Source organism: Telluria sp. B2 (assembly GCF_051789535.1).
Taxonomy (GTDB): Bacteria; Pseudomonadota; Gammaproteobacteria; order Burkholderiales; family Burkholderiaceae_D; genus Telluria.
Map to the genome: position 1 here is coordinate 4,504,632 of NZ_CP196525.1, position 20,599 is coordinate 4,525,230.

A 20,599-nucleotide genomic window follows, 5' to 3' on the forward strand; every position below is an offset into this window, starting at 1 on the left:
ACTCTGCCGAATTAAAATGCAGGTTTTGCCGTATTTTTGCCTGTACATATATTAGGAACCGCATGCCCCGCTTCTACTGTCCGCAGCCGCTACGCCCCGGCGCCACCGTCGACCTGCCCGAATCCGTCGCCCACCACCTGCACGTGGTGCGCATGCAACCGGGCGCCGCGCTGACGCTGTTCGACGGCAGCGGCGGGCAGTACCGGGCGACGTTGCTTGAGATCGGCAAAAAGCGCGCGAGCGCCCTGGTCGGCGAACACGAAGCGATCGAGGTCGAACTGCCCTTTGAGGTGACCCTGGCCCAGGGCCTGCCGGAAGGGGCCAAGATGGACTGGATCATCGAGAAGGCGGTCGAGCTGGGTGTGGCGGCGATACAACCGCTGGCAGCCCAGCGCAGCGTGGTGCGCCTGTCGGGCGAGCGCGCGGAGAAGCGCCACGCCCACTGGCAGGGCGTGATCGAGTCGGCTTGCGAGCAGTGCGGGCGCAACCGGCTGGCGCGGCTGGCGCCGGTCGCCGATTTCGGCCGCTGGCTGGCGACATCCCGGGAATCGCCGGGCCAGCGCATCCTGCTCAGTCCGCGCGCCACGCAGTCGCTGGCCGGCTGGGCCCAGGCCAACCCGGCGCAGGCGCTGACCCTGCTGGTCGGCCCGGAAGGCGGTTTCACGCGCGAGGAAGACGACGCGGCGCTGGCAGCGGGCGCCCTGCCCCTGACGATGGGCCCGCGCGTGCTGCGTACCGAGACCGCCGCGCTGGCGGCGACGGCGATGCTGGCGGGGATCTGGGGCGGGATGTAAGTCCTGGCGTCGAACGGCGTTGAAAAAGAAGCCCCGGCAGGAATCCTGGCGGGGCTTTGTACTTCAGGCAGCGGCATCGCTGCCGCTGTCCATGTGGCGTCAACTCAGAACGTGTAGTTCGCGCCCAGGCTGTAGAAGCGGCCGACTGCACCGGCCTGGTGCAGCGAGGCGTTGTACGAGGTCTGGGCGTTGGCGTTGCCGTAGGTGGCGACGTCGTACGGCGGTTCCTTGTCGAACAGGTTCAGGATCGCAGCGCGCAGGGTCAGGTTCTCGTTGATCTTGTACTGCAGGTTCAGGTTGGTCGTCGTGAACGAGGACACGTTGCAGTAGTAAGCCGGCTGCACCAGGCGGCGGAAGTAAGTGCGGCCGCCGACGTCCAGCGCGGTCGAGGCGCAATCGGTTGCGCCCAGGGCCGGGTCGATGGTCGAGAAGCCGCTGGTATAGTTCACCGTTGCCATCACGTCCAGCGGACCACGGGTGTAGCCGAGGGTGAACTGGGCGCGGTTCTTCGGGTTGCCGGTGGCGCCGCCAACCGACGAAGGACCCTGGGTGCCGGCCAGCTGGTAGGACACGCCGGCCACCTCGGTTTCATAGCCGAAGGTATGCGCTGCGCTCAGGTTGGCCGACAGGCTGCCCATGTCGCTCGGCAGGCGCCAGCGGTAACGCAGGTCCGCCTCGATACCGTGGGTCTTGGTGCTGCCCGCGTTGATGTAGGGCGACTCCGCGTACAGGATCGGGTCGACCGCCGGCACGCCCAGCACGGTTTCGTCGCCATTGCCCGTTGCGATCTGGACCGGCACCGGCGCACCGCGCACCCAGGTCGGCACGAAGCTCGGGTCGTTGCCGGCACGGGTCACGATCAGGTTGCTGATCTTGATGTTGTAGTAATCCAGCGATATGTTCAGGCCGCGGATCGGCTCGAGAATCACACCCAGGGTGTAGGACTTCGATTTCTCCGGCGACAGGTCCTGGCTGGTGGTCTGGACGTAGGGCGGATTCATGCCGCAGGACGAAGGCACGGTGCCGGCCGTGGTCCCGGCGCCGTCGAAGCAGCGGATCGGGTCGTCGATCGCATTGAAGGTGAAGAAGGAACCCGCATTGCCGACCTCGGCCGGGTTCGGCGCGCGGAAGCCGCGCGCGAAGGTGCCGCGCACGCCAATCTGCTGGGTCGGCTTCCACATGGCGCTGGCCGAAGGCGTGAACGAATTGCCGTAGGTATCGTAATGGTCGTAACGGCCGGCCACGGTGACTTCGAGGTTCCTGATCGGGTTCGCGCGCAGTTCGGCAAAGACGGCCGAGTTGGTCTCATCGCCGATAATGAAAGGCGAGGTACTGGCGACCGTGCCGTTCAGGGTCAGGCTCGACGGCGGCGAGTTCTGCTCGCGCTCGTGCCAGTGCACGCCGGCGGCGACCGACAGTGGCCCCCCGGCCAGCTGCATCAGCTCGCGCGAACCGACCAGGTCGGCATAGTTCAGCGTCGATGTCATCTTGTTGCTGAAGAACGGCGCGACCTGGGCGACCAGTTCCGGCGAGTTGCCGCCGACGACGTTCCAGGTGCCGGCATTGATCGCGTTGTATAGCGCCACCCGGTTGATGTAGCCGCTGTACTCGATATTGGTCCTGACGCGGGTGGCGCCGGCGGAGGCGCTGATGTCCCAGCCGTAGGCCCTGCCCGTCAGGTCCACGGCAATGCGCGAGGCGACGGTGTCATTGTCCGAGGTGCGCTCGGGGTTGGCGCCCGGGATGTAGCCGTAGAGGGAGGCGCTGCCGCCCAGGTTGTTCGTGGCGCCGGCGCCGACCCGGGCCCCCGGTGCGAAGCGGGTGCTCTCGATGGCGTTCACGCCGCCGGTCAGCACGCCGTCGATCAGGGTGGTGTTGCCGGCAAAGGAGTCCGGCGAATAGGTATAGGGCACGCCACGGTTGTTGTAGCTCTCGCGCTTGAACATCGAGCCCTTGAAGGCGATTTCCCAATCCTCGTTCAGCTTTTTCGTCATGCCGATCAGGAGGTTCAGGTTCTTGGTCGGCGGCTGGATGAAGGTCACGGTATCGCGCACCGTGCAGCCGCCGGCGCGGTACAGGGTGTAGTTGCAGCTGGGGTCGAGGAACTGGAAATTGGCGGGATTGCTTGCGCCGCCGGCACCATCGGTATTGAACAGGAAGGGAACGCTGGCGGCGGTCAGGAAGTTGTTCAGGCTGGTCGGCAGTCCCAGGGTCAGGTTGTTGCCGCCGCGCGAAGTCCAGTCGCGGTTGGCCCAGCCGTATTGATCGCGGTCGGCCACCATGATCGGCTCCTGCCTGCGCCACTCGGCGGTGATGAAGGCATTGTAGCCATCCGCTTCCAGGTCGCCGATGCCGGTGCTGATCGAGCCGCGCCGGGTCTTGCCGCCGCCATGCTCGGTGTCGCCGTAATCGGCACTGAGACGGGTGCCGGTCAGGTTCTTCTTGAGCTTGATGTTGATGACGCCGGCAATCGCGTCGGAGCCATAGGTCGCCGACGCACCGCCTTTGAGGACTTCGATGCTTTCAATGGCGTCGAACGGGATCGAGGAAACGTCGACGAAGGAGCGCTGCGAGTCGTCCGACAGCGGATACGAGGCCATGCGGTGGCCGTCGATCAGTACCAGGGTGGCGCCGACGGTCAGGCCGCGTAGCGAAATGCCGGATGCGCCGTTCGCGAATGCGCCGGAGAAGCCGGTGCCAAGCGTGCCTGCGCCGTTGGCTGCGAGGTCGGTCAGCAGCTCGGCCACCGAGGTCTTGCCGCTTTTCTGGATATCGGCTGCGGTCAGCACCTGCACCGGGTCGGGGTTTCGGTATCGGCACGGCTGATCAGCGAACCGGTCACGACCACCCGCTGCATGGCCTGGCCTTGGGCCGGCGCCTGCTGGGCCATGGCGGAACCCATGCTGACCAGGGCGCCGGAGGCGACCAGGCACGAAATTGCGTACGGCATCGACTTCAACTTAAACGTCATGAATGCTTCTCCTTCTGGGCTTTTCTCAAGATGTTTTTTATGGACATGCGCACGGACGTGCGGCATGTGCTTGTCTCTTTCGAACTACTGCGTCTTTTACAACGCGTCCCATTCCTGCACGAAAAATCGTGCCTAGACGTCTTTCAGGATGCTTCGGTATTACGTTTAAAGATTAATGCGACTGCTAACGACCGCTTTTTCGCGTTTCTGTTTTTTTATGCTCGCTGGGTTGGAACGAGTACTCTCCTTTCGCGATTGACCGAGGCCAAACGTTATATGAACGAATACATAAAACCATATGGAAACTTCGGGTGTCAACGGAACGCGACACCCGAAATGTGTAGAAACAACACTATGGAAATGTGCATTTGGATAGTGCAATGCACCAAAAAGGCGCCGCCAAACAACAGCTCATCGTTTCTGCGGTAAAACCGCATGCTTCGCGTGCAAATCTCGCGCTAACGCCGCACTTCTTGCCACTGTGCGGTGCCGCATCGGCAAGACTGTCCAGCGGACATTGGGCCGCGAGATCGCTTTGGAACGACGAAAAACGTGGACAGAATGCAGCAGTAGTGCCGCGCCGAGCCAATGCAAACCGTGGCGCCCTGCCTGCCGGCTGATCGGAGGGCCTCGCCTGAAGTAAAATAGCCGATTGATTTGACCGCCCCCGCTGGCGCCCTACGCGAAACCTATGCTCCGAATTAACGAACTCAAGCTCCCTCTCGATCACCCCGACCACGCCCTGCGCGACGCCATCGTCGCCCGCCTGGGGATAGGGGTTGCCGACCTGGTCGACTTCACCGTCTTCAAGCGCAGCTATGACGCGCGCAAGAAGGCGGCGATCGTGCTCATCTATGCGATCGACGTCGAAGTGAACAACGAGGCGGCGGTGCTGGCGCGCCTGAAGAACGACCAGTACATCGTTCCCTCGCCCGACACCGGCTACAAATTCGTGAACGCGCCGCGCCCGCCGGCCGGCACGCCGCGCCCGATCGTGGTCGGCACCGGCCCCTGCGGCCTGTTCGTGGCCCTGATCCTGGCCCAGATGGGCCTGAATCCGCTGGTGCTCGAGCGCGGAAAGATCGTGCGCGAACGGACCGTCGACACCTTCGGTTTCTGGCGCAAGCGCAAGCTCAACACCGAGTCGAACGTGCAGTTCGGCGAAGGCGGCGCCGGCACCTTCTCGGACGGCAAGCTGTACAGCCAGATCAAGGATCCGAAGCACTACGGCCGCAAGGTCCTGACCGAGTTCGTCAAGTCGGGCGCGCCGGAAGAGATCATGTACGTCAGCAAGCCGCACATCGGCACCTTCCGCCTCGTGAAGATGGTCGAGCAGATGCGCGCCGAGATCCTGTCGCTGGGCGGCGAAATTCGATTCCAAACCCGAGTGGACGACGTGCTGATCAGTGAGACGAATGGCGTGCGCCAGGTACGCGGCGTGCGCCTGGCTTCGGGTGAGGAAATCGCGACGAACCACCTGGTGATGGCGGTCGGCCACAGCGCGCGCGACACCTTCCAGATGCTCTACGACCGCGGCGTCTACATCGAGGCAAAACCGTTCTCGATCGGCTTCCGCGTCGAGCACCCGCAGTCCCTGATCGACGTCTGCCGCTTCGGCCCGAACGCCGGCAACAAGATCCTCGGCGCGGCCGACTACAAGATCGTGCACCACGCCTCGAACGGCCGCTCGGTCTACAGCTTCTGCATGTGCCCGGGCGGCACGGTGGTCGCCGCCTCCTCGGAAGAAGGCCGCGTCGTCACCAACGGCATGAGCCAGTACTCGCGCGCCGAGCGCAACGCCAACAGCGCCATCGTGGTCGGCATCACGCCGGAAGACTACCCGGGGCATCCACTGGCCGGCATCGCCTTCCAGCGCGAACTCGAGTCGCGCGCCTATGTCCTGGGCGGCAGCAACTACGATGCGCCGGGCCAGCTCATGGGCGACTTCGTGAAGGGCGTCGCGTCGAAGGAATTCGGCTCGGTGATCCCGTCCTTCAAGCCGGCCGTGCACCTGACCGACCTGGCGCCTTCGCTGCCGGAGTACGCGATCACGGCGCTGCGCGAAGCCTTCGTCGCCTTCGACAAACAAATCAAGGGCTACTACAAGCACGACGCGGTGCTGACCGGCGTCGAGACCCGCACCTCCTCGCCGATCCGCATCAAGCGCCGCGACGACGACCTGCAAAGCCTGAACACGCGCGGTCTGTTCCCGGCCGGCGAAGGCGCGGGCTACGCCGGCGGCATCATGTCGGCGGCCGTGGACGGCATCCGCGTCGCCGAAGCGGTGGCGCTGGCCATGGGCGCCCCCGTGCCCGCGCTGCAGGACTGAGTCCTTGGAGCGCGCCACGTCCACAGTACCGGCAACGCCCACGGGCGCGCTCGCGCCCTTGCTGGGCGTGGTCGGCTCCCTCGTCTCGGTGAACGTCGGGGCGGCCTATGCCAAGGGCCTGTTCCCGCTGGTCGGCAGCGCCGGCATCACCGCCGTGCGCGTCGGCCTGGCCGCCATCCTGCTGCTGGCCTTCTGGCGTCCCTGGCGCGCGCCGCTGGCGCGCCGCGATGCCGTCAACGTCGCGATCTACGGCCTGATGCTGGGCATGATGAATCTGCTGATCTATGCGGCCTTTGCGCGCATCCCGATCGGCGTGGCGATCGCGATCGAGGTCATCGGTCCGCTGGCGGTGGTGGTGCTGTCCTCGCGCCACCTGCGCGACTTCGCCTGGGTGGCCTGCGCCGCCGGCGGTTTGTGGCTGCTGGCGCCGACGACGAAGAACGCGGTCGCGCTCGACCCGGTCGGGGTCGCCGCGGCGCTGGCGGCGGCCTTCTGCTGGGCCATGTACATCGTGTTCGGCAAGCGCGTCTCCACGCTCAAGGGCGGCCACGTGGTGTCCTGGGGCATGCTGGTGGCGGCGCTGTGCACGGTGCCCTTCGGCCTGGCGCAGGCCGGCGGCGCCCTGTTCACCCCACCCGTCCTGCTGGGCGGCCTGGTCGTGGCCGTGCTGTCGAGCATCCTGCCTTACTCGCTCGAAATGATGGCCCTGTCGCGCCTGCCGCGCCGGGTGTTCGGCATCCTCGTCAGCGCCGGCCCCGCGGTCGGCGCACTGGCCGGCTTCTTCGTGCTGGGCGAGGTGCTCACCACCGTGCAGTGGATGGCCATCGGCCTGATCGTGCTGGCCACCGGCGGCAGCGCGGCGACCGCCAATCGCAGCTGAAATCCTATAGCCAGCCCGCTTTCTTGAAGCGGCGGTACATGTAGTAACTGACGCCCACCATGGCCGTGATTGCCATCGGATAACCGTATTTCCACTTCAGCTCCGGCATGAACTCGAAGTTCATGCCCCAGATGCCGGCAAAGGCGGTGAACACGGCGAAGATGGCGGCGTAGGCGGCGAGCTGCTTGTTGATTTCGTTCTCGTCGATCGCGACCATCGACAGCGTGACCTGGATCGCGGTGGCGATGGTGTCGCGGATGGTGTCGAGGCGGCCGGCAATGCGCAGCAGGTGGTCGTGGATGTCGCGGAAATAATCCTGGGTTTCGTAGGCCAGCGCCGGCACCCGGCCGCCGTGCAGGCGCCCGACCGCGTCCATCAGGGGAATCACGGCGTGGCGCAGCACCAGGGTGTTGCGCTTGAGGTCATACAGGCGCTCGATGTTGTCGCGCTGGGCGCCGTGGCCGCCGAAGATGCGGTCCTCGATCGATTCGAGGTCGGATTCGAGCTTGTCGATGATGGGGAAATAGCGGTCGACCACGGCGTCCATCAGCGCGTACAGCACGAAGCCGGAACCCTGCTTCAGCAGGTGCGGCTCGCGCTCGGCGCGGGCGCGCACGCCGAGGAAGCCCTGGGCGGAGTCGCGCCGCACCGACAGCACGTAGTTGGGGCCGGCGAAGATTGCCACCTCGCCCGAGCACAGCTCTTCCTTGTCGATATAGACGGTGCGCACCACGGCGAACAGCGAGTCGCCGTATTCCTCGAGCTTGGGACGCTGGTGGCCGCGCGAGGCGTCTTCCACCGCCAGTTCGTGCAGGCCGAACTCTTCCTGCATGACGGCGAGCTCCTCGGGGCCGGGATCGCGCAGGGCGACCCAGACGAAGCAGCCGGGTTGCTTCAGGTATTCGCTGATATCCTCGACCGGGATATCGGACAGTTTCTTGCCTTCCTGGTAGGCGACGCAGTTGATCAGCATGTAGTTATTCGACGGTGAAGCATGATGGCCAAGGCCATAGCTTACACCGCCGATGAGCCTTGCGGCGTGTCCCGTAGGGTGGGCACCCCGTGCCCACGCGAAAGCTGGCGTTGTGTTGGCACCGTTTTACGGTTACGGGATGCCATGGCACGCTGCGTCGAAATGCATATCTTGCGGCCTCAATCCTGCCAACACGACTCATCGTTCCGCGTGGGCACAGAGTGCCCACCCTACGGTGCACCGTCTATTCTTCCCTGGCCCCATCGATCCCGAGCTCGACGATCTTGCGCGTGATCGTATTGCGCCCTATCCCCAGCCGCATCGCCGCGTCGTTCTTGCGTCCGTGCGTGTGCTTCAGCGCCGTCTTGATCAGGGCCGACTCGAACTGCTTGCCGAGCGTGTCCATGACTTCGAACTGGCCGGCGCTGAGCATGCTGGCCGCCTGCAGTTCGAGCAGGCCGATCCAGCCGTCCGGCGAAGGCGGGGTCGACAGGGCGGCAGGCGCAGCGGCCCCCGGTTCCGCGGCCGCCATCGGAGCGGACGATGTGCCGGCCGGCTGCGCCTGGGTCAGGTCGCGCGGCAGGTCCTTGATCTCGACGGTCTGGCCCGGCGCCATCACGGTGATCCAGTTGCACAGGTTTTCCAGCTGGCGTACGTTGCCCGGCAACTCCAGGCCGCTCAGGAAACGCATCGCGCTGTCGCTCATGCGCTTTGGCTCGACGCCCAATTGGTGTGCACTCTGCACCAGAAAGTGGCGCGCCAGCAGCGGTATGTCCTCGCGCCGCTCGCGCAGGCTGGGCAGGCGCAGGCGGATCACGTTCAGGCGGTGGAACAGGTCTTCGCGGAACAGCCCGTCGCGCACGCGCTGCTCCAGGTTCTGGTGGGTGGCCGCGATCACGCGCACATTGGCCTTCACGGGCTGGTGGCCGCCGACGCGGTAGAAGTGGCCGTCCGACAGCACGCGCAGCAGGCGCGTCTGCAGGTCGAAGGGCATGTCGCCGATCTCGTCGAGGAACAGGGTGCCGTTCTCGGCCTGCTCGAAGCGCCCGCGCCGCATCGCCTGCGCGCCGGTGAAGGCGCCGCGCTCGTGGCCGAACAGTTCGGATTCCAGCAAGTCCTTCGGAATCGCCGCCGTGTTCAGGGCGATGAAGGGTTCGTTCGAACGCGGGCTGTGCTTGTGCAGCGCGCGGGCGACGAGCTCCTTGCCGGTGCCCGATTCGCCGGTGATCAGGACCGTCACGTTCGACTGCGACAGGCGGCCGATGGCGCGGAACACTTCCTGCATGGCCGGCGCCAGGCCGAGGATCTCGGGCGTCTCGGCCGGAGCCGCCTCCACGCTGGCTTCGCGCAGGCTTTCCTCGAGGGCGCGGCGGATCAGGGCCACCGCCTTGTCGATGTCGAAGGGCTTGGCCAGGTAGTCGAAGGCCCCGCCCTGGAACGCGGCGACCGCCGAGTCGAGGTCGGAAAAGGCGGTGATGATGATGACCGGCAGGCCGGGATGCCTGGCCTTCACGGCCTGCAGCAGCTCGATGCCCGATTCGCCGGGCATGCGGATGTCCGACACCAGCACCTGCGGCGTCTCCGTCTCGAAGGCCGTTAGCGCGTCGCGCGCGTTGGCGAAGCTGCGCGTCTCGAGATTTTCGCGCGCCAGGGCTTTTTCCAGCACCCAGCGGATCGATGCGTCGTCGTCGACAATCCAGATTGGTTTCATGTAGTTCGTGGCTTTCCGCAATGTGGATCAAAAGCGGACACGGCATCCCGCCGCACCACTGCACGTCTGGCTAGGGCAATGGCAGCAGGATCCGGAAATCCGTCAGTCCGGGCCGGCTCTCGCACTCGATCATGCCTTGGTGCTGCTGCACGAAAGTCTGCGCCAGCGTCAATCCCAGGCCGCTGCCGCCCTCCCGTCCCGACACCAGCGGATAGAAGATACGGTCGCGGATCTCGGGTGCGATGCCCGGTCCATTGTCAATGATATGCAAGTCTAATGCCAGCCCGTAGCGGACCTTGGCCAGGGTGACCTGGCGCGCCACCCGGGTGCGCAAAACGATCTCGGCGTCGCCCGCCTCGATGCGGCTTTTCAAGGCTTGCGCCGCGTTGTGGACGATGTTGAGCACGGCCTGGATCAGCTGCTCCTTGTCGCCGCGGAATTCGGGAATCGAGGCGTCGTAGTCGCGGCGGATGCTCAGGCCGTTCGGGAACTCGGCCAGCACCAGGCTGCGCACGCGCTCGCATACTTCATGGATGTTGACGTCGCCGACGATGTGGGGTTTCTTGTGCGGCGCCAGCAGGCGGTCGACCAGGGTCTGCAGGCGGTCGGCTTCCTTGATGATCACCTGGGTGTACTCTTTCAGCTCGCCCAGGTGCAGCGGCGGCAGTTCCAGCTCGAGCAGCTGGGCCGCGCCGCGGATGCCGCCCAGCGGGTTCTTGATCTCGTGCGCCAGGTTGCGGATCAGCTCCTTGTTGGCCTGGCTCTGGTCGAGGAAGCGTTCCTCGCGGTCGAGCTTCAGTTGCTGCACGTTCTCGCGCAGCTCGATCAGCACTTCGCCGTTGTCCAGGCTGCTCGCGATCGAGTGCACGTGCAGGGTCTCGCGTCCCGGACGGACCAGGGCCAGGTCCTGGCGCAAATCGCTGTACTGGTGGGTGCGGGTCTGGTCGCACAGGGCGGCCAGCTCCTCGCCATTGCTGAACAGGGCGGTCAGGCCCTGGCGCGCGAGCCACTTGAAGGAGGCGTCGAGCATGTTCTCGGCCGCCGGGTTGGCATAGCGCACGCGGTCGTTCGCATCGACCAGCAGCACGCTGGAGGCGAGCAGTTCGAGGCCGGCGAAGCGGGCCGGCTGCTGTACGCTGTCCGGGTCGTTCATCGGATATTGGCGATCTCGCGCCGCAACGCCTCGATGTTGCGCTCGGTGCGGTTGATGTCCTCGCGCATCTGGCCGACGCGCTCCTGGTACTTGGCGTAATTGCGCTCGTTGCCGTTGCGCGCAGGTTCGCCATTGTTGAATTCGCGCTTCTGTTCGGCCAGCTTCTGCTCCTCGGCGCGCAGCTCCTCGTTGAGGATCTCGCGGCGGTCGTCGTCGCGCACGCGCTGCTGGCTGGTGTCCACGCGCGGGAAGTTGGCCGGGCTCGGGGCGACGGCCCCGGAGGCGGCGGCCGGCGCCGGGTTGACCGGGCGGACGGCGGCAGGCGGGGCGCTGCGCTGCGGCGGCGCCGGGATGTAGCCAGGCAGGTCGAGCGCCTTGCAGCCGCGCTTGTTGGTGTCGGTGAACTCGACGCGGCCCTGCGCATCGACGCACTTGTAGACGACCGTCTGGGCCCCGGCCGCGCCGGCGCACATCAATCCGGCCGCCAGCGCCAGCCGGACACCGTGCCAGGTCACACTGCTTGTCATTCGCATCGTTGGAAGCTGCACGCGCATGCGTGCGAGTGGAAGTCAGCCCGAATATACCGCATCGGAAAGAAAAACGCGGGGAAAGCCATTGGCCTTCCCCGCGTTTTGACCTGCAAGTTACATTGCCTTACAGCTTTTGATGCCGTAGCGCAACGCTTTTGCTGTCGCGATTACGACGAGTAGTACATGTCGAACTCGACCGGGTGCGGGGTCATGCGCATGCGTTGCACTTCACCCATCTTCAGTTCGAGGTAGGCGTCGATCATGCTGTCGCTGAACACGCCGCCGCGGGTCAGGAACTCGCGGTCCTTGTCCAGGGCTTCCAGCGCTTCTTCCAGCGAGGCGCACACGGTCGGGATCAGCTTGTCTTCTTCCGGCGGCAGGTGGTACAGGTCCTTGGTCGCGGCTTCGCCCGGGTGGATCTTGTTCTGGATGCCGTCCAGGCCCGCCATCAGCAGCGCGGCGAAGCACAGGTAGACGTTGGCCAGCGGGTCCGGGAAGCGCACCTCGATGCGGCGGCCTTTCGGGTTCGCCACGTGCGGGATGCGGATCGAGGCCGAGCGGTTGCGGGCCGAGTAGGCCAGCTTGACCGGGGCTTCATAGCCCGGCACCAGGCGCTTGTACGAGTTGGTGCCCGGGTTGGTGATCGCGTTCAGGGCCTTCGCGTGCTTGATGATGCCGCCGATGTAGTACAGCGCGGTTTCCGACAGGCCGGCATAGCCGTCGCCTGCGAACAGGTTCTTGCCGTCCTTCCAGATCGACTGGTGCACGTGCATGCCCGAGCCGTTGTCGCCGTTCATCGGCTTCGGCATGAAGGTCGCGGTCTTGCCGTAGCTGTGGGCGACGTTCCAGACCACGTACTTCAGGTTCTGGGTCCAGTCGGCGCGCTCGACCAGGGTCGAGAACTTGGTGCCGATTTCGTTCTGGCCGGCGCCGGCCACTTCGTGGTGGTGCACTTCGACCGGGATGCCGAGCGATTCGAGGATCAGGCACATTTCCGAGCGCATGTCCTGGAAGCTGTCGACCGGCGGAACCGGGAAGTAGCCGCCCTTGACGGTCGGACGGTGGCCGCTGTTGCCGCCTTCGATCTTCTTGTTGGTCGACCACGAGGCTTCTTCCGAGTCGATCTGCACCGAGCAGCCCGACATGTCGCTCTTCCAGCGGATCGAGTCGAAGATGAAGAATTCCGGTTCCGGACCGAAGAAGGCGGTGTCGCCCACGCCCGAGGACTTCAGGTAGGCTTCGGCGCGCTTGGCGATCGAGCGCGGGTCGCGGTCATAGCCCTTGCCGTCCGACGGTTCGATCACGTCGCACTGCATGAACAGGGTGGTTTCTTCCATGAACGGGTCGATGTTGGCGGTGCTCGGGTCCGGCATCAGGATCATGTCCGATGCTTCGATGCCTTTCCAGCCGGCGATCGACGAGCCGTCGAAGGCGTGGCCCGACTCGAATTTGTCCAGATCGAAGTGCGACACAGGGACGGTGACGTGCTGCTCTTTGCCACGGGTATCGGCGAAGCGGAAATCGACGAACTTGACTTCGTTGTCCTTCACCATCTGCATCACATCTGCTGCGGTCTTTGCCATGCGTTTCTCCTGAATGAAAAGGGTGGTGCCCACGGGCGGCGGGGTATTCACCGGTCCAGCCAACGTGCGACATACTCATACGAAACACATGCAGGAACCATGCCAGCAGCTCGTCATGAACAAATACGCAATCGTTCTTTGGAAACCCGTGAGTTTAACCATAAAATCCTCGGCGATACCGTTTTCCCCAATGGTGCAGCCCAACCCGGCCGTTGCACCATAATGGTGCAAACCAGGTGAAGCGCACCATTTTGATGCTTCACGCACCGTTTCGGCAAGTCCGCGCCACACCGGTGCGCCGCCACTGAACCAGGAGTCCACATGAGCACGACCGAAGACATTCTCGACGCCGCCCGCCAGCGCGCCGCCGGCCAGCCCTACGCCGGCGCCGTCACCCCCCAGGAAGCATTCGCACTGGTAAGAAGCGATCCGAAAGTGAAGATCGTCGACGTCCGCACCAACGCCGAGCGCGACTGGGTCGGCCGCGTCGCCATTCCCGAATCCCAGCACGTCGCGGTGCAATGGGCCACCTACCCCGGTGGCCAGCCGAATCCCGCGTTCGGCCCGCAACTCGAACAGGTGGCCGCCAAGGACGAGGTCTTGCTCTTCCTGTGCCGCTCGGGCGTGCGCTCGCGCCACAGCGCGCGCGTGGCGACCGAGCTGGGCTACGCGAATTCCTTCGACATCCTGGAAGGCTTCGAGGGCGATCGCGACCAGGAGGGGCATCGCAAGACGATCGGCGGCTGGTGCAAGGCAGGGCTGCCCTGGGTCGGGGCGTGATGCGAATCGCACACGCTTGGCAGGTCGCTGACAAAGGAGTCCGCGCCGTTTGAAATCGTAGGGTGGGCGCCCCGTGCCCACGCGCAAAGCCGGCGTCGCGCTGGCGTCAGCACGCCCTGCGTCTGTTTAAGGCATCACCATCACCTGCACGCCCGACGCCGCATCCGGCGCGCGATACACGCGCTGGGTCGCCTTCACGAAGTCTTCCGGTTTCGCGGCCGGAATGCGCGTGAAGGTCTGCGGATTCAGGTCGACCAGCGGGAACCAGGAACTCTGCACCTGCACCATGATGCGGTGGCCGCGCCGGAAGGTGTGGTTCACCTGGCCCAGCTCGTAGCTGATCGCTTCCACCTTGTTCGGCACGAGCGGCTCGGGCTTCTCGAAGCTGTGGCGGAACTTGGCGCGCAGGGGATTGCCGCGCACCAGTTGCTGGTAGCCGCCCAGCGCCAGCGCAGGGGCGGCGACATCGCTTCCCTTGCGTTCGGCCTCGGGCTGCGGATAGTCGGCCGGATACACGTCGATCAGCTTGACGACCCAGTCGGCGTCGGTCCCGGTGGTCGACACGAACAGTGTCGGCACCACCGGGCCGGCGATCGTCACGTCTTCTTCCAGCACCTCGCTCTGGTAGACCAGCACGTCGGGGCGCTTGGCGGCGAAACGCTGGTCCGAGACCATGTACTCGCGCGGGACGCCGGTGGCCGGGTAGCCGATAAACGGCACAGGCTTGCGCGGGTCGGCGACGTATTCGTCATAGCCCGCCCCCGCGGCTGCGGGCGCTTTCCAGTCCAGCTTGCCGTTCGCGCCGAAATACAGCGTGCGTGCCCTGGCCTGGACCGGTGGCCACGCGGTGTACTGGCGCCAGACGTTGGAGCCGGTCTCGAAGGCCGTCACCTCGGGTAGCGTACGCGCCGGCTTCACGCCCTTCAGGTGCTGTTCGAAAAAGGGAAATTCGATCTGCCTGCGGTAGTAGTCGCCCGTCTTGCTGTCGAAGCTCACGTGGCCCAGGCGCGCGCCGTCGCCGCGAGCCCAGCCGCCATGCACCCAGGGCCCCATCACCAGGCGGTTCTCGATGCCGGGATTCTGCTTTTCGATGGCGCGGTAGGTGATGAAGGGGCCTTCCAGGTCTTCCGCATCGAACCAGCCGCCCACCGTCAGCACCGCCGCCTTGACGTTCTTCAGGTGCGGCGCGATCGCGCGCGACTGCCAGAACTGGTCATAAGTGTCGTGCTCGATGTTCGGCATGAAATAACCGCGCTGCGCCGGGCTCATGGTGGCGGCGATGTTCGACAGCGTCAGGTGCTTCAGGAAGAAATCGTAGCCGTCGGTCGTGCCGTAGTCGAATTCGGCTTCGCTCTTCGAGGGCGGCGCCGGGTTGGCCGCTTCGGTAAAGGAGGCGTAGAAGTCGAAGTTCGCGGCCAGCATGAAGGCGCCGCCATGATACGAATCATCACCCATGTACAGGTCGGTGACCGGCGCCTGCGGCGACGCGGCCTTGATCGCCGGGTGCGAATCGATGATGCTGGCCGCCGTGTAGAAGCCGGGGTAGCTGATGCCGTAGATACCGACTTTGCCGTTGTTGTTCGGGACGTTCTTCAGCAGCCAGGCGACGGTATCGTGCATGTCCTCGCTCTCGACGCCTTCGCCCGGCGCGCGCTGAGGGTTCACATGCGGTGTCATCTCCTGCCACTTCCCTTCCGACATGTAGCGCCCGCGCACGTCCTGCTTCACGAAGATGTAGCCGGCATCCTCGAACTCGCGCGACGGGCCGATCGCCTCCGGATACCAGTCCACGCCGTAGCGCAGCTCGTCCTGGGCCTGCACGCCGGCGCTGTAGGGCGTGCGCTGCATCAGGAAGGGGTAGCTGCGCGAAGCATCCTTCGGCACGTAGACGGTCGTGAACAGCCTGACGCCGTCGCGCATCGGGATGCGGTACTCGTACTTGGTGTAGCTGGCTTGCAGGCTGCGCTTCGCGACAGGTGCGTCCGCGTCTCCGGCGGCATGGACGAGCGGTGCGGCGAGCCCGAAGGCCAGCATCAGGCAGAGGGAGAGATGAGTGAGCGGACGGCGGACCATGGCGACCTTTGCGGACAGTTCAAAGCCCGTGAGTGTAATCCGATTCGCCTTGCCGTTGTTACTCCGCCAAGCTCCCCGGCTCCGCCGCGTCCTCGTCGAGCGTCGCGCGCACCCGTTCGCGCACGAAGTCGATGTGGCTGCGCAGGCGGTACAACTCGTCGGCATAGGCCAGCGGGATCGAGATGTGGTTCACGCGCATCTCGATGTCATCGAGGCGGCGCACCAGGTCCTCGCGCAGGAAGCGACGCTGGGCCTCGGGCACGTCTTCCAGCGCCTGCTCGACCGCGCGCAATTCTCCATACCAGCGGTAGACGCGCGAGCGCACGCGCCACACGTACAACGGCGGCACGATCTTCGACAGGGGAATCACCAGCGCGGCCAGCGCCACCACCACGACCCACAGCCGATCGAACAGGTTCGCCAGCCAGAAGCTCATGTAGCGCTGCAGCAGCGGCGGGCCGTCGCGGTAGTATTTCGCCGCCTCGTCCGCCACCGGGATCTCGGTGTACTTCGGCGAGGGGAACTGGCCCTGCTGCTGGAACCAGCCCGCCCCGCCGTGGATCTCGCCGGCCGCCTTCACGAACAGGTCGATCAGGGCCGGATGCAGGTCTTCCCGCGCCACCAGCGTCGCCGTGGGTGCAATCAGGTGGTAGTCCTGGGCCGGAATGTCGCGCCCGAGGTCGACGATCCCGCGCGGCAGGGTCACGTGGGTCAGGAAAGGCAGGCGCCGCGCATAGGCCTCGGCCTGGGTGAAGTTGAACAGGCGGATGCCAGGGGTCTGCAGCAGCATCTGGATCAGCGGCGCTTCCGGCGCCGAGCTGAATACCAGGCCGTCGATGCGTCCGGCCAGCAGTTCGACCGTGGCCGGCGTGTTCTCGAGCGCGCCGATCTTCAGCTCGGACGGTTCGACGCCGTTCACGGCCAGCACCTGGCGGAACAGGTTGGGCACGCCGGTGCCTTCCGGCCCGAGGTTGATGCGCAGGCCGCGCAGGCCCGTGAGTTTGTTCGCTTTCACGTTCTCGCGCAGGAACAGCCAGACCGGCTCGGTAAACAGGCTGCCGAGCGAGGCCAGGCCCAGTTGCGCAGCCTCTTCCTCGCTGGTCGAGCCGCTCTGCACGAAGGCGATGTCGGCCTCGCCGCGCTGCAGGCGTTCCAGGTTCTCTTTCGAGCCGAGGGTGCGCTGGACCGTGACGGTGATGTCGTCGCGCCTGAGCTCCTTCGCGTAGCGCTGGCCGAAGGTTTCGTAGGCGCTGTTTTCCTGGCCGGTGGCCAGGCGCACCTGGCGCGGCGGCGCCGGGTCGACCACCAGGTAGGCGATGAAGCAGGCCACCGCGACCAGCACGATGGTCGGGCCGGAGGCGACCAGCAGGTCGCGCAGGGAGATCAGGGAAAAGCCGCGGATGGTGGAAACGGCGCGCCGGCTGGCCCGGCGCGCGCGTTCGGCTGCTTTTACTCCACCCTTCAACGCACGCACTGCCGCTGCGCGGCCACGCTGCCCGGAGGCGGTTCGATCATCGGCATCAGGCTCGGCGCCAGCGTGACCAGCAACTGCACCGGCAGCGCGCTGGTGAAGTCGTAGTTCTCGGACTGCGGACCGTGCACGTAGGCGGTCATGGAGCCGAAGAAGCGCTCGCCGATGTTGAAGACAAAGGTGGCCGAGCGGTTCACGTAGCGCGACTCGATCAGGCGTCCGCCGCGCGCATAGACGTCGAAGCGCTGGTCGCCGGTGCCGGTCTTGCCGCCCAGGGCGATCACGTTGCCGTCATGCGTGGCGAAGGCGGTCTTGACGCGCTTTGCGGTGCCGCTTGATACCACGCCGCGGATCGCGTCGGCGACGGCGCGCGCCACTTCCGGCGCCAGCACCACTTCCTGCTCGACTTTCGGTGCGCGCACCACCCGCGTTTCGTAGGGCGTGCCCTTGGCGAAGTGCAGCGAATCGATGCGCTCGACCGGCTTCCTGACGCCGCCGTTGATGATGATGCCCATCAGTTCGGCCAGGGCCGCCGGACGGTCGGCCGAGGCGCCCAGCGTGGTGGCGTAGGACGGCACCAGCGAATCGAACGGATAGCCCATCTTCTTCCACTGGGCGTGGATCTTCAGGAAGGCCTCGACCTCGATCAGGCCGGCGATGCGCTTGTCCTGGGCGTTCTTGCGGCTGGTCTTGAACAGCCAGGAGTAGACCTCCTGGCGCTCCTTGACGCTGGCGCCCACCACTTCGCTCCAGCCGGCCTTCGGATGGGTGCGCAGGTAGCCCACCAGCCAGAGTTCCAGCGGGTGCACCGAGGCGACGTAGCCGCGGTCGGCCAGCGACATGTTCTGGGGCGCGTACTGGTCGTACAGCTTCTCGATGCGTTCCTGGTCGACCTCGTTGCTCGGCAGGGTATCGTTGATGAAGGCGCCGAACTGCTGCAGCGTCGCGTTCGGGGCGATGGTGCGGTGCGCGGCGGCGAGCTTCGAGGCCAGCGGGCGCACGCCCGTGAACAGCAGGGCTTCGGCCTGGTCCGGGGTCTTGCCCTTGTACTTGTTCCAGAACTTGGCGAGGAAGGTCTTGCCTTCGTTGTCGGCGAAGCGCGCCAGGTACTGGGCGCGGCGCGGATCGTTGGCGTCGGCCAGCAGCTGTGCCGAGGAGCCCGGCAGCTGGAACATGTAGTAGCGCACGATGTCGCGCATCATGCGCACGAACACCAGGTTCGTGGACTGCTGCAGGGCTTCCTGCACGGTCATGATCTTGCTGTTGTCGAGCTTGCTGAAGTTGCCGAAGTAATGCAGGCCGCCGCCGGTGAAGAAGCCTTCGCCCGGATTGGCCGAGTACTTGCGCTCCATTGCCGCGGCCAGCATCGGCTTCAGGCCACGGTCGCTGTTGGCCGGCAGCGCCAGGAAGTAGTCGACCGCCCACTGGCTCATGCGGTCCTTCGGGTCGATGCGCGTCTCGCGCAGGGCCTTCGGGTCCATCGCTTCGTAGCGGCGGTGCAGCTGGTCGACGATGTCGAGGTAGGTCACGAGCGTGCGCAGCTTGGCCGTGGAGCCGAGGTCGAGCTTGGCCTGCTCGTTGATGTCGAGCGGCTGGTCGTAGTTATCGGTCTGCACGCGCAGGTAGTTGACGTTCTCGCCGCGCTCCATCAGCGTGAAGCTGTAGACCACTTCGGCCGGGTCGCCGTTGCCGAGCAGGCCCTTGCCGGTCAGGCCGGCCGCCTGCGCCGCCTCGGCGCTGGTGAGCTGGCGCAGCGCGGCGGTGACGGCCTGCTGCGCTTCGGCGTCCAGGGTCGAGACCACCGACAGGTCGAGGCGGTCGAGGTTGTACAGGCGCGGCTCGCCCAGCAGGTAGCCCAGGTGGTTGCGCACCGCGTTCGAGGCCTTGCGCGAGACGAAGGCATTCGCCGGAGGCGGCTCGACGCCGGAGCCGAGCGCCGGGTGCAGCTTGACGTTCAGCGCGGCGTCGCGCAGTTGCGGCGTGATCACGCCGGCCTGGGCCAGCACGCGCAGGTGGCTGTTGGTGAGGGTTTCCAGGTCTTCCTTGCCGGCGCCGAGGTAGTAGGCCGGACGGCGCTGCGCGATCATCAGCGACAGCGCTTCCTTGTAGGCCAGCACGTCGTCCGGGTTCTGCATGTCGCCCTTCAGGGCCGCCGCGAGTTTCGCGAAGTCGCGCCCGTACCAGACCCACATGCCGTCGCCGATGCCGTTCACTTCGCCGTAGCCGACCTTGGCCGACAGCGGCACCGTGTTCAGGTAGTCGAGCACGATCTGGCGCCGCGCGCCGGTGGTGTCCTCGCCGTCCTGGTAGGCGCGCAGCGTGGCGGAGGCCATCTGGATCAGCTTGTCCTGCAGCGAGGCGGTGCGCCCTTCCGGCGAGTGGCGGTATTTCTCGATCTGGGTGGCAAGCGTCGAGCCGCCGGCCACGCGTCCGCCGCTGCCGATGCCGACCGCGTGCAGGGTCTTGTCGAACACCGCTTTCGAGAAGCGGTCCCATTCGATGGCGGGGTTGCGCTTCGGGTAGGCCGGATCGAGCAGTTCGCGGTTCTCGATGAAGAGCAGGCTTTGCACCAGCAGTTGCGGCGCGTCGTCGAAGCGCTCGAACTGGCGCTCGGGGAAGCGCGAGCCGAACAGCGGCTGGCTGCGGCAGTCGAGGATCTCGAGGCCGGCGCGGGTCTTCTCGCGGTAGGTGGCGAACAGGCCGTGGTCGGCCAGTTCCAGCATCTTCGGCGACATGCGCGCCTGGGCGTCGACGACGTAGTCGCGCGTGTGCAGCTTGCCCAGGAAAGCGGGCAGGTGCGAGTAACCGAGGCGCGCGTCGTAGGGACTGTCGGCCGGGAAGCGGATGGCGTCGCTCGGCCCCTTTTCCATGCGGTAGTGCACGTCCTTCATCATGCCGGCGAAGATCTTCGCCTGCAGCGTGGACGTGCGGGTTTCGTAGACGGCGTAGGCGGAACCGGCGGCGACCACGACCAGCACCAGGCCGAACAGGATGCGCCGGGCGCGGCCGCTGCCTTTGGGCGGCTCGCCTTCGCTTTCCGGTTCGTTCGGGTCGGCGGGGAGCTCTTCCTTGCCGGTGTCGGTGACAAGCGAGAGGTGCGGATAGCTTTCGTACAGCGGCACATCCTGCCCGGCTGCCGCCAGGGCCGGCGCGGCGCTGCCGCCGTCAGTGCGCCCGCGCAGGATGCGCACGGCGCGAAATACGTTACGTGGCCGTTTGAAACGGCGTGTGCTTTCCATGATGGCTCAACCGGTTTGAATCATTGTCCCTGCAATCCCTGCCAACCTGCTCGCCATCCTGCTGCCGGTCTGTTCGAGTGATCGAGGTCGTCGTTAGTTCATCCGGCGCGCG

14 protein-coding genes are annotated in these 20,599 nt (G+C 65.8%); 4 read left to right on the top strand and 10 right to left on the bottom strand.

Going from position 1 to position 20,599, the window contains the following annotated elements; genetic code table 11:
* The first annotated feature begins 62 nt into the window (after positions 1-62).
* Positions 63-794 (top strand): 16S rRNA (uracil(1498)-N(3))-methyltransferase, encoded by a 732-nt coding sequence (locus ACSUZJ_RS19910; protein WP_499411040.1) that lies wholly within the window; start codon positions 63-65, stop codon positions 792-794.
* A 104-nt stretch (positions 795-898) separates the two neighbouring features.
* Here ACSUZJ_RS19910 and ACSUZJ_RS19915 read toward each other — a convergent pair whose 3' ends face one another.
* The gene (locus ACSUZJ_RS19915) at positions 899-3,583 is read right to left on the bottom strand and encodes a TonB-dependent receptor (RefSeq protein WP_499411042.1); all 2,685 of its coding nucleotides are present in this window, start codon (positions 3,581-3,583) and stop codon (positions 899-901) included.
* On the bottom strand, positions 3,577-3,765 hold the full coding sequence (locus ACSUZJ_RS19920) for a hypothetical protein (RefSeq protein WP_499411044.1): 189 nt from the start codon (positions 3,763-3,765) through the stop codon (positions 3,577-3,579). Before ACSUZJ_RS19920 ends, ACSUZJ_RS19915 begins: the two co-directional genes overlap by 7 nt.
* A 691-nt stretch (positions 3,766-4,456) precedes the next feature.
* Between ACSUZJ_RS19920 and ACSUZJ_RS19925 the strand changes: the two genes are divergently transcribed.
* Both ACSUZJ_RS19925 and ACSUZJ_RS19930 read left to right on the top strand, forming a co-directional pair.
* On the top strand, positions 4,457-6,094 hold the full coding sequence (locus tag ACSUZJ_RS19925) for an NAD(P)/FAD-dependent oxidoreductase (RefSeq protein ID WP_499411046.1): 1,638 nt from the start codon (positions 4,457-4,459) through the stop codon (positions 6,092-6,094).
* A gap of 4 nt (positions 6,095-6,098) precedes the next feature.
* The gene (locus ACSUZJ_RS19930; RefSeq protein WP_499411048.1) at positions 6,099-6,974 is read left to right on the top strand and encodes an EamA family transporter; all 876 of its coding nucleotides are present in this window, start codon (positions 6,099-6,101) and stop codon (positions 6,972-6,974) included.
* 4 nt (positions 6,975-6,978) lie between these two features.
* Here ACSUZJ_RS19930 and corA read toward each other — a convergent pair whose 3' ends face one another.
* The 5 genes from corA to glnA all read right to left on the bottom strand — a co-directional run bounded on the left by corA (position 6,979) and on the right by glnA (position 12,924).
* A complete protein-coding gene (corA, locus tag ACSUZJ_RS19935; protein ID WP_499411050.1) occupies positions 6,979-7,947 on the bottom strand; it encodes a magnesium/cobalt transporter CorA in 969 nt (322 codons plus the stop codon).
* Between the two features lie 244 nt (positions 7,948-8,191).
* A complete protein-coding gene (gene ntrC, locus ACSUZJ_RS19940) occupies positions 8,192-9,658 on the bottom strand; it encodes a nitrogen regulation protein NR(I) (protein ID WP_499411052.1) in 1,467 nt (488 codons plus the stop codon).
* Positions 9,659-9,728: 70 nt separating this feature from the next.
* The gene (glnL, locus tag ACSUZJ_RS19945) at positions 9,729-10,811 is read right to left on the bottom strand and encodes a nitrogen regulation protein NR(II) (RefSeq protein ID WP_499411054.1); all 1,083 of its coding nucleotides are present in this window, start codon (positions 10,809-10,811) and stop codon (positions 9,729-9,731) included.
* Complete coding sequence (locus tag ACSUZJ_RS19950) at positions 10,808-11,338, bottom strand: DUF4124 domain-containing protein (protein ID WP_499411056.1); 531 nt, start codon at positions 11,336-11,338, stop codon at positions 10,808-10,810. The genes glnL and ACSUZJ_RS19950 overlap by 4 nt, the downstream gene beginning before the upstream one ends.
* Before the next feature lie 170 nt (positions 11,339-11,508).
* Positions 11,509-12,924: a type I glutamate--ammonia ligase gene (glnA, locus tag ACSUZJ_RS19955; RefSeq protein ID WP_499411058.1), complete on the bottom strand. Its 1,416-nt coding sequence runs from the start codon at positions 12,922-12,924 to the stop codon at positions 11,509-11,511.
* Positions 12,925-13,245: 321 nt separating this feature from the next.
* On the opposite strand from glnA, the gene ACSUZJ_RS19960 reads away from it, so the two are divergent.
* Complete coding sequence (locus ACSUZJ_RS19960; protein ID WP_499411060.1) at positions 13,246-13,704, top strand: rhodanese-like domain-containing protein; 459 nt, start codon at positions 13,246-13,248, stop codon at positions 13,702-13,704.
* A gap of 126 nt (positions 13,705-13,830) precedes the next feature.
* Here ACSUZJ_RS19960 and ACSUZJ_RS19965 read toward each other — a convergent pair whose 3' ends face one another.
* Genes ACSUZJ_RS19965 through ACSUZJ_RS19975 form a run of 3 tightly spaced genes read right to left on the bottom strand, consistent with a single transcriptional unit; the run spans position 13,831 to position 20,487 of the window.
* Positions 13,831-15,777 (bottom strand): CocE/NonD family hydrolase, encoded by a 1,947-nt coding sequence (locus ACSUZJ_RS19965; protein ID WP_499411062.1) that lies wholly within the window; start codon positions 15,775-15,777, stop codon positions 13,831-13,833.
* A gap of 58 nt (positions 15,778-15,835) precedes the next feature.
* Entirely contained in the window at positions 15,836-17,242 is a 1,407-nt protein-coding gene (locus tag ACSUZJ_RS19970) for a TAXI family TRAP transporter solute-binding subunit (RefSeq protein WP_499416617.1), read from the bottom strand.
* Positions 17,239-20,487 (bottom strand): transglycosylase domain-containing protein, encoded by a 3,249-nt coding sequence (locus ACSUZJ_RS19975; RefSeq protein ID WP_499411063.1) that lies wholly within the window; start codon positions 20,485-20,487, stop codon positions 17,239-17,241. Before ACSUZJ_RS19975 ends, ACSUZJ_RS19970 begins: the two co-directional genes overlap by 4 nt.
* Positions 20,488-20,599 lie beyond the last annotated feature (112 nt).